The organism is Bifidobacterium thermophilum, assembly GCF_002846655.1.
GTDB lineage: Bacteria > Actinomycetota > Actinomycetes > Actinomycetales > Bifidobacteriaceae > Bifidobacterium > Bifidobacterium thermophilum.
Genome location: NZ_PCGX01000001.1, coordinates 198,636 through 211,718, shown reverse-complemented (window position 1 = coordinate 211,718; position 13,083 = coordinate 198,636). Strand labels below are relative to the sequence as shown.

Annotated in this window: 7 protein-coding genes; all 7 read right to left on the bottom strand. The window is 60.8% G+C overall.

The features are described from left to right. Nucleotides 1-772 precede the first annotated feature (772 nt). Nucleotides 773-1,825 carry a ketol-acid reductoisomerase gene (gene ilvC / locus CQR48_RS00775; RefSeq protein ID WP_044092678.1) on the bottom strand — a complete coding sequence of 351 codons (1,053 nt, stop codon included), beginning with the start codon at nucleotides 1,823-1,825 and terminating at the stop codon, nucleotides 773-775. Nucleotides 1,826-2,318: 493 nt separating this feature from the next. Next, nucleotides 2,319-3,674, bottom strand: a complete 1,356-nt coding sequence (locus CQR48_RS00770) for an MFS transporter (RefSeq protein WP_101451635.1) — start codon at nucleotides 3,672-3,674, stop codon at nucleotides 2,319-2,321. A gap of 2,211 nt (nucleotides 3,675-5,885) precedes the next feature. Further along, nucleotides 5,886-7,487: an MFS transporter gene (locus CQR48_RS00765; RefSeq protein WP_101451634.1), complete on the bottom strand. Its 1,602-nt coding sequence runs from the start codon at nucleotides 7,485-7,487 to the stop codon at nucleotides 5,886-5,888. A 95-nt stretch (nucleotides 7,488-7,582) separates the two neighbouring features. Further along, nucleotides 7,583-9,094 (bottom strand): sucrose phosphorylase, encoded by a 1,512-nt coding sequence (gtfA, locus tag CQR48_RS00760; RefSeq protein ID WP_101451633.1) that lies wholly within the window; start codon nucleotides 9,092-9,094, stop codon nucleotides 7,583-7,585. A gap of 382 nt (nucleotides 9,095-9,476) precedes the next feature. Next, nucleotides 9,477-9,794 carry a DUF1653 domain-containing protein gene (locus CQR48_RS00755; RefSeq protein ID WP_101451632.1) on the bottom strand — a complete coding sequence of 106 codons (318 nt, stop codon included), beginning with the start codon at nucleotides 9,792-9,794 and terminating at the stop codon, nucleotides 9,477-9,479. A gap of 531 nt (nucleotides 9,795-10,325) precedes the next feature. Then, nucleotides 10,326-11,657: a chloride channel protein gene (locus CQR48_RS00750; RefSeq protein WP_101451631.1), complete on the bottom strand. Its 1,332-nt coding sequence runs from the start codon at nucleotides 11,655-11,657 to the stop codon at nucleotides 10,326-10,328. 240 nt (nucleotides 11,658-11,897) lie between these two features. Continuing rightward, complete coding sequence (locus CQR48_RS00745) at nucleotides 11,898-13,034, bottom strand: LacI family DNA-binding transcriptional regulator (protein ID WP_101451630.1); 1,137 nt, start codon at nucleotides 13,032-13,034, stop codon at nucleotides 11,898-11,900. Nucleotides 13,035-13,083: the final 49 nt, after the last annotated feature.

The window sequence follows — 13,083 nt, the reverse complement described above, 5'->3', positions numbered from 1 at the left end:
ACACCGAATGCTCTGTTATCTTGGGCCGTGGGTGGGTCTCGGACGGCAGGAGCCGTCGGGAGAACGCATGCGGATTGCCTCCACGCGGGTAAACTCCCAGATTTCCGCGGGAGTTTAGAGCGGATACACGAATCCTGCGGCGTTTTCCCAACCGTGGCTCCAAGACCGGATTTTGTGAATCACGGAATTTCAACGTTTTGTTTGGGAGATTATCGGCGAATCCCTGATTTGTGGCTAATCTCCCGCACTCGATGTGGGAGCTTTCGCTGTAAATCGTAAATCCGTCGACTTCTCCCGCGCTGGCCATATCGGCAAGCTATCCGCACCCGACTTCCCGCATACCCGGCCCCGCACACCCAACTCCCTGCACGCCGAATCCCACACATCCAGCGGGACAACCGCCCTCAACCGCCTGAACGCGTGGACGGTGAGCCGACTCCCGACCCCACCGGTTATGCCGACCCGCTGTCCCCTGCTTCTGCCGACGCTGAGGTGTCTGTCAGCGCCGGTAGAAGGTTGAAGTGCGCACACGTACATGCGTGTAGCCCCGCCTCGTCCATCACAAACTGGCTACGCTAGGACCTTTGGTTTGCGTCACCAGTTTGGGAGAGTACACGAACTGGCTACGCTGGTGGCCTCCCCGGCGTCACCAGTTTGGGAGGAGATACAAAAAGACCGCCGGCCGGACGAACCGGACGACGGTCTCTTTCAAACGCTATGCGGAACCTCGGCTAGCCGGCCACTGGCTCAGCCGCCGAAGCGCCGCCCGCAATCACTGCACCTGGGTACGAGCGATCTTGCCGTTGAAGGACTCGGTCATATCAGCGTCAGCGTCCTTCTGGTTGTTCCAGGAGAACATAGCGCGAAGCTTCGGGCCGACGGTCTCGAGGTGCGGGTGAGAGTACTCTTCCTGCAGCTTCTTGAACTTCGGGGCACCAGCAGCCTGGTCGTCCATGAACTCCTTGGCGAAGGAGCCGTCCTGGATGCGCTTGAGCTGATACTCCATGCGCTTCTTGGTCTCCTCGTTGATCACGGTGGAGGTGTAGTCGCCGTACTGAGCGGTGTCAGAGCAGGACCAACGAGCCTTGTTCAGGCCACCCTCGTTAGCCAGGTCGACGAGCATCTTCAGCTCGTGGAACACCTCGAAGTACGCGATCTCCGGCTGATAACCAGCCTCGGTCAGCACGTCGAAGCCCATGTCGCACAGGTGGTTGATGCCGCCCATGAGGACATCCTGCTCGCCGAACAGATCGGTCTCGGTCTCTTCCTTGAAGGTGGTCTTGATGGCGCCAGCGCGCAGAGCGCCGAGGGCCTTCGCGTAAGCCAGGGTGATATCCCAGCCGTCGCCGCGAGGATCCTGCTCGACAGCCACAACCACCGGGACGCCACGGCCGTTGGTGTACTCACGACGGACGATGTGGCCCGGGCCCTTCGGAGCGACCATGAACACCGGGTGATCCTCGGTCGGCTTGATGTAGCCGTAGTGGATGTTGAAGCCGTGAGCGAAGGCCAGAGCAGCGCCCGGCTTCAGGTTCGGCTCAACCTGCTCCTTGTAGACCTGAGCCTGGTACTGATCAGGCAGCAGGATCATGACGATATCGGCTTCGGCGACCGCTTCCGGCACGGACTTGACCTCGAGGCCCTGCTCCTTGGCGTAATCCACGGACTTGGAGGTCGGGCGCAGGCCGACGACGACGTCAACGCCGGAATCGCGCAGGTTCAGCGCGTGGGCGTGGCCCTGGGAGCCGTAACCGAGAATGGCGACCTTCTTGCCATTGAGCACGGAGAGATCCGCATCCTTCTCATACCAGATAGTTGCTGCCATATGTAGCACTCCTTGTTTTGGGAAAATCCCTTGCCGGCTTGACACCGGCACTTTGCTTGTAACTTCTGCAAAAAGGATTTTGTCCTTGATTGATGCCCATCATACTAGAACCGGCGTCCTGTATCGAACGCGTTCCACTAGTTGAACACCTCGGCAAAACTTTTTCGCAAGCCATCAAGCACATGGGTAGTTGGTCTCCGGACCGTAGTGCGGAACCGGGACGCGGCGGGCGGAAAACCAACCGCCACGCCTCGGAATCGCGCCAAAATCCAAAGTGGAATCGATATTCAGTTATGTCGTCTTCAGTTATGTAGTTATGTACTTACGTGTTCAGTTATTTGTGGTCAGATATCAATATTCAGATATCTCAGGTATTGACTGCGGACAAACGCCGAAGCGTGCAATCCGCAAGGACGCCCATGACGGGGAGCCGGCAATCCGCTGACCGCCTGTCGAAAGCCGCGACCGCGACCGCCGGCTCCACGCGCCGACGTCACTTGGTGAAATCGGTGTCCTTCGTCTCACGGCAGCTGAGCACCGCGACCAGGCAGCACACAGCCATCACGCCGAGATACAGGCCGACCGAACGCACGCCCCAATGATGGGACAGCCAGGTGGCGATCGTCGGAACGAACGCGGCACCCACAATCGCGGCGAGATTGTAGCCGATGCCGGAACCCGAGTAGCGCACGTTCGCATCGAACAGCTCAGGCAGGAACGCGCCGATCGGGCCGAACGCGATGCCCATCAGAGCGAAGCCGACGCACAGGAACAGCTCAACCTGGAAGAAGTTGCGGTGACCCATGAGCAGGTACGGGAACACCAGCGCGAACACCACCAGCGCGACCGAGGAGAACACGAGCACGCGACGGCGGCCGATGCGATCGGCATACACGCAGGACAGCACGATGAACAGTGCGAACACGCAGATGGCGATCATGAGCATGAGCAGATACTCACGGTTCGTGAAGCCGAGGCTGCCACCACCCTGGGCGACAGTCTTCGTGCCCCAAGCGAGCGACCAAGTGGCGAGCGTGTAGAACAGCGTGTAAGTCACAGCGACGATGAAGGTCGCCTGGATCACCTGACGCCAGCTCTTACGGAACACCTCAGTCAGCGGGGACTTGACCACCTTGTGCTGCTGCTGGGCGAGACGGAAGACCGGAGTCTCCTCCATCTGAACGCGCACGACAAGACCGACGATCACCAGCACGCTCGACAGCAGGAACGGCACGCGCCAGCCCCAAGAGACCATCGCGGCGTTATCGTTGAAGCTTTCGAGCAGGAAGTACGTGCCGTTCGACAGGAAGAAGCCGATCGGGGCGCCCAACTCCGGGAAGGAGCCGTACAAGGCGCGCTTGTCTTCAGGCGCGTTCTCGGTCGCCACCAGCGCGGCGCCGGACCATTCGCCGCCCAGGCCGATACCCTGGACGAAGCGGCACAGGCACAGCAGCGCGACCGCGGCGATACCCCACATGTCATAAGTCGGCAGGCAGCCGATCAGGAAGGTGGCGATACCCATCGTCAGCAGTGACACAACCAGCGTGGTCTTGCGACCCATGCGATCGCCGAAATGGCCGAAAATCAGGGAACCGACCGGGCGAGCGATGAAGGCGATGGAGAAGGTGAGCAGCGACATCAGCAGCGCGACCGTCGGATTGGTCGTGTCGCTGAAGAACACCTTCGGGAAATAGTTCGCAGCGGCGGTGCCGTATGCGTAGAAGTCATAGAACTCGATGGCTGTGCCGACCATGGAAGCGGCAATGACGGTACGCACCGAGTCACGCGTCATCTGTTCCACTTTGCCGGCGGCCTGTTGAAGGCCAGTCGTCTGTTCGACTGCTGTCATGATTGCTCCTGGATTGCTCCTGGACGTGCCGACGTTGCTCGCGTGCGACACGGTTCCATCTGTTTTGTTTTGAGCTGGATGCTGGTTGCGAATCTGTGGCGATCCTTGTGGGATTTGCAGTGCAACAAAAAAGCCCCGCGATGTATGCAGGGCGAATGATTTATCCGGCCCCGCATTCGTCAGCGGGGCTCAGCATGTACCGAATCAGTCCGCCAACGAAGACGGGCTAATAATTCGTGCGGAAACTCGCAGCAACAGCAGACCGTTCATCGTGGCGTCCTCCTTTCGGTTCTCTTTGGGATGTCTTCCCAACTGGCCCCTAACCATAGGAGGGTTCGCCCGCCACAAGGAGGCGATGTCCACTATGTGGACATGTCGGGAAGGCCGTAATATCAACGGGTTGAACGTTTGACTTCGATGTGGTGGAGTTGCGGCGCGAGGCCGGAGTGCGGCAGGGCGCGGCGCTGAGCGGGGCGTGGGGATCATGGTCGGTTGCGGGAAATCGCGGGAGATTGCGGCGAATCGGCCGGCTGGCGCATAAACTCCCGGGAGAACAGTGGAGTCAGAGCGAATTTTGCCGGAACTCCCAACAGAATCGTTGGAATCATGCGGTTCGCAAAATCAGGGAGGCGGGAGTTCAACATCAAATCAACACGAACACGATAAACTCCCGGGAGAACAGTGGGATTGGGACGGGTTGCGCCAGAACTCCCAACGGAATCGTCGGAATCATACGGTCCACAAAATCAGGACGCCGGGAGTTCAGCATCAAATCAACGTAAACACGATAAACTCCCACAGCCGATTCCGCCGGCATACGCGCAGCGACGGAAGAGTCGTGGGGAATCGGCGGAGTGCGATGTTACGGGTGGTGACGGCAGAAAGATTGCAGGGAGTAAGACGGCAGCCGGATTGCGCGCGGCGACTTCCGGTTTGGAGTCAGATACGGGGATTGCAATCGGATGCAATGCGCCGGGTGCAGTCGAGCGCGGCCGGGTACGACCGGATGAGCGGGAACGGTCGGAGGCGGGAGGAACGGTCGAGTGCAGCCAGATGAGCGGGAACGGTCGGAGGCGGGAGATTGCGACAAATTGATCGGCATGGGCATAATCTCCCGGGAGAACAGTGGGATTGGGACGGGTTGCGCCAGAACTCCCAACGGAATCGTCGGAATCATACGGTTCACAAAATCAGGACGCCGGGAGTTCAGCATCAAATCAACGTAAACACGATAAACTCCCACAGCCGATTCCGCCGGCATGCGGGCGCACCGCGGATTTCCAACGCTCTCAATCAGGAGCTGATCCGCAGCAATGAACGATTGACACGCGCCTAGGGAGTTCTTCCACGCGATGAAGGAATCCGTGCAAACTCCCGCAGCGGCCAAAGCATCAACATGCTGAGGAACATGCTCAGACCTGATTTCGCCACGAATCGTCATAAATCGCGCTCGCCTTACAAACTGGTTACGCGGAGCCGGCCGTCAGCGTAACCGGTTTGTGCGAGGATGAACGGGACTGCCACAATTGCACGCCACCACGATTGGCCGTCACGCACCTGCACGACCGGCAGGAGACAGGGGCAGATAAACCTGTGAATCGATTCTGCCGGCCTTCAGTTCTCAATGCGCAATCTCAATATCTCAGCGAAACGTCGAGATCAGCGAGATTTTCAGAAAAATCTCTGAAAAACTCCGACGGGAACGCAAATCCGAAATTTATTGAGATTCTATGGGCCAGCCCGCACGAATGAGGCGCCCTCACAGCGTTGATATTCCGCGGTTCTCAAGAATCCGCCATCGCTGTGACGACTCGCCAGAATCTGAAAATCTCGCGAAAACATGTCCAGACGCGAGATATTCAGAAAAATCTCTCAATATCTCGCGACAGAAGGGCGAATCCGAGAGTTTTTCAGACTCCAATCTGAATATCTCGCCAAATCGGAGGGGGCTGCGGTCGCAGGCGTGCCGGGATGCCTTCACCTGCACAGCCAGTGCGAAAAACGCAAGCGGCCGGGCACCTGTTTCGCCCCGCAATGAGGGGAACAGGCACCCGGCCGGCACATCACACGCATCACACGCACTCAGGCTTTGCGAGACGTCGCAGCCACACGCGCTAGCACAAAGCGCGCTGCCCGCAACCGAACTGACGTTTAAAATCCGCCACCGTCGTCGGGCCACACGCACTTGCGGAGGGCAAGCCGCCCGCGGCGTCACTTCACTTTCTTGATGCGCATGATCAGGTAGGCGGCGACCAGCACAATCACGATGGCGACGATGAACACCACGCGATAGGCGGATGGCGGCGTCGCGGTCACATGATGCATGCCCTTGGAAATGCTGATGATCGTCGACGTGAACACCGAGCCGATCACCGTGGACAGCGTGTTCGCAAGGTTCAGAATGCCCAGATCCTTACCCGCCTCCTCCGGATTCGGCAGCACGGAGACGTTCAGCGCCTGGTCGATCGCGTTGTACACGCCGTAGCCGAGGCCAGCGACCGCGGCGAACAGTAGCATGCCCGTACGGCTCGGCATCAGCAGCGGCATCAGGATGCCGACGGCGAACAGGCAGCTGGCCAAGGCGACCGGCAGCTTGCGGCGGCCGATCTTATCGGTAATCGGGCCGGCGGCCAGCGCGGCAATCAGCGAAACCACCAGCGTGATCACGCCCATCACGGCGATCAGCGCGTTCGCGGAATCCTTCGCATGCGGCTGGCCCGCGTAAATGTAATCCTGCGAAATATAGAACAGGTAGCTGTTGATCATCCAGTAGCCGCCCATCATCAGGGTGCGGCCCACGAGCGCGAAGTAGAAATCAGGAGCATGGCGCGGCGGACGGAAGTTCATAAGCACGGACTTCGCGGTGATTTCCTCGCGCTTCTCGTTCTTGTTGGACCCCTCGCGCGGCCAGATGGCGACCGTGATGATGCCGATCAGCGCGAACATCGCCGCACCGATCAGCCAGCCGAGCGTGACACCGGCGGCGCCGTTGTCGTTGAGCTTGGCGCCGACCACGTTGCCGAGCGTCTGGCCGGCGGCGATACCGGCACCGTAGAAGCCGGAAATCGTACCGCGGACCTTGTCGGGCACACGGTCGGACATGGTCGCCACGAACGGGGCGAGCATCACGTTATAGCCGAGCTGGGCGCAGCACCACAGCACGAGGATCGCCGGGAAGCTGTGCTGGGCAAGGGCGATCAGGCCGACGGACAGGCCGGCGATCAGGCCGCCGGGCACGATCCACGGGCTACGCTTGCCGAACCGGCTGCGCGTCATATCGGACAGCGTGCCGAAAATCACGTTCGCCAGCAGCGCGACAATCGAGCCGACCGCGTTGATGGTGCCGAGCATGGACTCCTTGGTGGCCGGATCGATGTTCTCCAGCACCTGCGGCAGGATGACCGCGCTCAAGGCGACCCACGGGATGGCTCCGGCGACGGCGCTGAGCGTGAAGCCGACGCCGAGGCGCATGATCTCGGTCTTCGACGGCCGGTGCCCATCAGCGCTGACCATCGGGTCACGCATGTCGTTGAACGCCGAATTCGGGTCGAGCACGGCCGCATCCACGGAACTCGCCATCGCCGCGACAGGGCTGCCGCTTTCCGCGACCATGCGTGTCTCCTGGACGCCTACGGATGCCGCAGAATCCTCGCTCTTCGCCTTCTTGGGCAGTGGGACAGCGAGACGGGAGACCGCCTCTTTCTGCTCCGGAGTCAGCGCCTTGTCCAAATCAGGGCGGTCATCGATACCCGGGCGGACATACCCGTTGCCAGGCTTCTTGCCGGCAGTTCCACCGGCCTCATTGTTGGTCATGTCAAATTCCCTTTGCAATGCCTTGCGCAATGCCTTCTGCAATGCCGTTGTTATGTAACCAGTCCGTCAGGACCCGGCAGCGGCAGTCAAACGTTTCAGGCGACCGTCGGCGGAGCGGCCAGCAGGTCGTCGGTTTCATGCTCGCCAGCCGTATCCGACCAACGCAGTGTGCACACGGAAGCCTGGTTATCAACACCCAGACCGCGTTTCGGTTCGAACGTGAGGCTCGCCGACGTGGTCTCGCCCTTCCAATCGAAGGTCAGCGTGTCGCCCTCATGACTGAAGGTGAACTCGCCGTCGAATGCGTCAAGCTGGTTGCGCATGCGGCACAAGGCGTTGAGCGCCTTGACGACCGGACGTTCGAGATTACGGTCAATCTCCTCTACGGAATAGTAGTGGCGATTGATGTCGCGGCCGACATTCGTGCGATGCAGCAGCTCCATGTCGTTCACGCCGGCGAGCGCACCGACATAGTACACCTGCGGCACGCCGGGCAGGAAGAACTGCACGGCACGCGCGGCGAGGTAATGCTGGTCGTTGCAGCCGAGCGCCGAATAATACGTGGAATTGACCTGATAGAGGTCGAGGTTGCTGGCGGCGGCACCAGTCGCGGCGCGGGATTCACCGTGGGTGTTCTCATGGATGGTTTCGACGAGCTGGTCGACCTCCTCGTCGGGCACGAGGCCCTTGAGACTGCGGTCGAGCTGGTCGGAGCCGATGTCGATGACGCCGATGCCGTCATGCGTGTCGAGTACGGTGACCGCGTTGTTCGGGCGCACCTCGACCCACTTGGCGATCGGACCGGTCTTGCCGGTGGTCAGGGCGTGCAACAGCAGACCCGGAATCGCGAAATCGTAGACGCGATCAACCTTGCCGGCGATGGCGACCTGCTTCTTGTAGTAGGAGTGCACTTCGATCAGCGTTTCGAGACCGCGGGATTCGGCTTCCGTCTTAATCCGGCCAATGAGGTCGAAGGTCTTGGGGGTCATGAAGCAGCTGGTCTTAGCCTGCTTGGCGCCGTAGCCGACCGCGTCGAGACGGATGTAGCTCACGTGGCTGCGCGACAGCTGGTCGAGGATGGACAGCAGGTAATCCCAACCCTCCTTGGAATCGGTGTCGATATCGACCTGCTGCGGGGTGAAGGTGGTCCACACGAGACGGGTCTTGCCGCCCCACGTGTAGTGGGTGAACGGCAGGCCCGGGCGCGGACGGTAGATGCCGGCGAGGTCCTCTTCGGTGGCGCCGTCGGGGAAGACGCTCGACATGGTGAGGAACATCGGGTAGTAGGGGCTGTCTTCGCCGCGCTTCATGACGTCTTGGAATTGCTTGGATTCCCAGGACATGTGGTTGACGATGGTGTCGACCATGATGTCGTGGGTCTTGGACAGCTCGGCGATATCATCCCATGTACCCAGGCGCGGGTCGACCTTGGTGTGGTCCACCGGGTCGAATCCGGCGTCGGCGCCGTCGAACGGGGTGAAGAACGGCAGGATGTGCACGCCTTCGTAGACACCGTCAAAGCGGGTGCGCAGCACGTCGGTCAAGGACTTGATGGTGCCCTCGCCTAACCGGTCGGCATAGGTGATGAGCTGGACTTTGTTCTTCATTGACCCTCCTTCGACGCCAAACGCAGAACACGTATAGTGTAGCGGGTTTTCGGCGGATTTTCGTGGATTTGGCGATTCGAGTCGCCGTCCGCCATCATCATTCCCGAATGATTCCCGAACGCGTATCGAACCGGTTTGATATCGTACGCGACGGGGTGGTCATGATGCCTTGCGACACGCGGGATATCGGCGAAACTGTGCCGAATACGGGGTTCTCTGGTGTCGCAAGAGCGATGGAGGCGGGGCATACCGAGGAAGGCACATGCATCCGAGGGGAGGAACGGGGCAAGCGAGGCTGCGAGCTGGGCCGCGGACTTCGAGTTGCGATACCCCGTGGAAGAACGGGGCACACGAGGCTGCGAGGCTAGCCGATGCCAAGAATTCAGTGATGATTCACGCTGGGGATATCCTCGAGTTCGAATCGGTAGCGCTGCCGGACGTCGGGATACTTCGCGCGGTCGACCTCGCCGGCGAACATCTCGAGCGGGCGCACCCACAGCGAGCCGTCACCATACAGTTTGCGATACACCACCACCGGCAGGCCAGACTCGGAATCCGTGGCGAAATCCTCCACAAGATACCGGCCGCCCTTGAAATGGCGGTAGATGCGGCCGCGGATGATGCGGCGGTCGGAGTTCGATTGCGCGGGGGCGGGCGGTTCGGTTTCGGCTGGGGTATGGGGGGCTTGGCTGTTGTTCATGCCTCGCATCGTACACGGGCGGGGTGGCGAGCGTCGTGCATCCGTCCTACTCACGGTTACTTTTCCATACGGTGAATTTCGAGGACCGATTGTGCGGCCGCGGAGAGTCAGGCTGGCAGAGACGGCTGCGACGCGGAATCAAAACCGCAGAATATCAACGATCCGATGGCAGTGAGCGTTGCACGGCACTCTCCCGTTCCATGGTCACTTTGCCATACCGTGCGTTTCGACATTCGATTCTGCGGATGCGGACACATGATTCCCGAGATAATCGGGACTTTACGCCGAGACGGGCCATGAATGTGTAAAGTCCCGACTTTCCGCGGGAGATTAGCGCGAATCGGCCGATCCGTGGGAAAACTCCCAACGGCATGATTTTGCGAACCGCATGATTCCAACGATGTCGTTGGGAGTTCTTGCAGAACGGAGTCGAACTCGACAATTCTCCCGGGAGATTATCCGCCCAATGGCCGATTCAGCGCAATCTCCCGCTTCCGACCGTGGATCAGCGCACCCAGTTTGGGATTGGGATCAACGGTGAACGCGGGCGGCAATGCCGGCGAGCGGATGCCACGCGTCGAGGCGTGGCATGAGCGCCTGGCACACCAGCGCACTCACCGCGACCGCGCAGCCGGCGGGCACAAACAGGTTCACCGGCGCGGCGGCGAGCTCCATCACCAAGCAGGTCGCCATCAGCGGCGCCTGCTGAGATGCGGACAGCAACGCGCACGCGCCAATCAGCGCATACACAGCGAGCATATTCGTATGGAAGCACGTCATCCACAGCACGCCGAGAATCGCACCCATCGACGCACCCAGCGCGATGCCCGGCTGCAACACACCGCCCGAAGCACCGGAACGGATGGTCAACAGGGTCAGTATGGCTTTCGCCACAAACCCAATCAGCAACCCCGGAATAACAGACAGTTCAACCGCGCTCGAGAATCCCAGCTGCCCCAACGCACGGCCGTTGCCCATAAGCTGCGGCAGCCAGATTGCGGCGACACCGGTGAGCGCGCCGGCAAGCGGCATGGTCCACAGCAGCGTCACACCCGTGGACTTATGCGATTCAGCCCATGCGGAACCGCGGCGGAACAGAGCGCCGCACACCCCGCACACCGCGCCGACAATCAGCGCGAAAGCAATAAGATCCGGCGTGAACAGGGCGCTGACCTGCCCCAAATCGTAGAAGGTATGCGTACCTTTGACTAGCGAGGCCGTCCACGCCGCCAATGCCGAACCGCCGAACGCCAAAGCCACAGTTTCCAGACTGATTTCGCGCAGCAGGATTTCCGTGGCGAAGAAAGTTCCGGCGAGCGGCGCGTTGTAGACGCCGGCGAGACCCGCAGCAGCAGCGATCGCAACGAGTGTGCGCGTATCCCGCTTGCCAAGCCGAGTCAAACCCGCGAACCGCTGGCCGAGCAGCGCGCCCAATTCGCGCGGGGCGACTTCGCGGCCAATTGAGGCGCCCGAACCGACGATGAAAATCTGCAGCATCACATGCACCACGGTCTGCCACGCGGGCATGCGCGAGCCGCCCACCGCCTGTTTGACCGACGGCACTTTGGTCGTGCGCGTACGCAGCAGCCACCAGATCACCGCCGCGACCGACAAGCCGACGAACACGGACACCGCCCGTCGCCACGCCGGCACCGCGAACGGACCGGGAGCCGAAACCCCCTCCACATACCCGAGGAACACGTGTTCCACGCCATAGAGCATGAGGGTGAGCAGACCGGCCGCCACACCGGCGAGCGCGGATGCAATCGCAACCGCCGCGGCGAGCCTGGTAACACGATGAGTACCAGTTTCCGCGTTTTCTGCCGGCATGTCGGCACGCGTATTGTTGTCAGCCTGTGTCATCTCGCCTCTTTCACCTGTCATCTCACATCTGTAGTCCCGCACCTGTCGCTTCGGCATGATGATTTCAGCACCGCGATTTCCGCACTGTCGCTTCCGTATCCATCATCGGCGCATCCGGCGACCGGGAGGGTCGGCTCAGACGGTAGAACGCCATTGACACGTTGGCGCAAGACCGTTACACGCATCAACCCGGCGCGTATCCTGCCCAATTCCAATACTTCTGATCAGGCGATCGGACAATCAGGCCATCTGGCGGGTGGTGTCGCCGACATGGAGGGAGACCGGCACGATATCGACTGCCGCGGCGTTTTTGGATTCCTTACCGGCCTTGGAATCCTCACCGTCCTTGGATTCCCGACCTTCCGGCTCGTTGACGGCGTCGACGATGCGTGCAGCCAATCGTTCGGCAATCGCATCGAAATCCTGCTTGATGACCGTCAGCGTCAATCCGGCGCAATCTACCAAGCATGTACCGTCATACCCGATGATCTGCACATCACGCGGCACGTTCAGCCCGTGCGCGAACGCCTCTTTCACCGCACATGCAGCGACCACGTCAGAACCGACAATCGCATCGACCGGCGGAATCCCGGCATCGCCGACGCCAGAATCGTGGACAGAACCACCGGCAGAGCCGCCGGAACGCGATTCGCTGAGGCGGTCGAACAGCAGATGCACCGCCCGCGCGTACCCCTCGACATCTGTGACCGGTCCGCACGCCACATACTCATGCCGAATTCCAGCCGCATCGAGCCGCTCCCCCAGCGTCTGGAAATACCGCACCGTGGGGAATGTGGTCGCCCCTTCGCCGCGATCATCGAACTGGCTGCGCGGGCCGCCGACCATCACCACATGGCGGGCCCCCGACTTCACCAGTTGCTCGGCAACCAGCCGACCGCCCTGCTCATGATCGGAACGGACTGTGGCGATGGTATCGCCCAGCGCACGGTCGAACGCGACAACAGGCCGGCCAATCGATGTCCAGTAATCCGCAGGATGATCAGTATGGGCGGCCATGATGATTCCGTCCATCATATGCCGGCGCAGGCGGCTGACATACTCCGCCTCACCGGTATCCGCATCAGCTGTAGAACACAGCAAAGTCTGCAATTCATGCTTCGCGAGCCGCCCCTGCAACGCGGACACCAACGTCGCGAAAAACGGATGACGCAATGTCGGCACAATCACGCCGATCATGCCGGTCCGCCCGCGATACAGATTGCGTGCCAGCTCGTTGGGGATATAGTCCAATTCGCGCATCGCCTGTTCAACGCGACGACGCATCTCTTGCGAAACGTATCCGGAAGCGTTCACCACCAACGATACGGTGCTTAAAGACACTCCGGCCTTTTTGGCCACGTCGCGCATTCCGACCACGGGTTTCTCCTCACGAAGCTTGATTCAAGCGCTCTCTGTTGCTTTCCGC

Excerpts from the sequence above, each read along its gene's own strand:
- CQR48_RS00765 (WP_101451634.1), bottom strand. The coding sequence starts at position 7,487 with ATGACCAACAATGAGGCCGGTGGAACTGCCGGCAAGAAGCCTGGCAAC.
- CQR48_RS00755 (WP_101451632.1), bottom strand. The coding sequence starts at position 9,794 with ATGAACAACAGCCAAGCCCCCCATACCCCAGCCGAAACCGAACCGCCC.
- CQR48_RS00770 (WP_101451635.1), bottom strand. The coding sequence starts at position 3,674 with ATGACAGCAGTCGAACAGACGACTGGCCTTCAACAGGCCGCCGGCAAA.
- gtfA (WP_101451633.1), bottom strand. The coding sequence starts at position 9,094 with ATGAAGAACAAAGTCCAGCTCATCACCTATGCCGACCGGTTAGGCGAG.
- ilvC (WP_044092678.1), bottom strand. The coding sequence starts at position 1,825 with ATGGCAGCAACTATCTGGTATGAGAAGGATGCGGATCTCTCCGTGCTC.
- CQR48_RS00750 (WP_101451631.1), bottom strand. The coding sequence starts at position 11,657 with ATGACACAGGCTGACAACAATACGCGTGCCGACATGCCGGCAGAAAAC.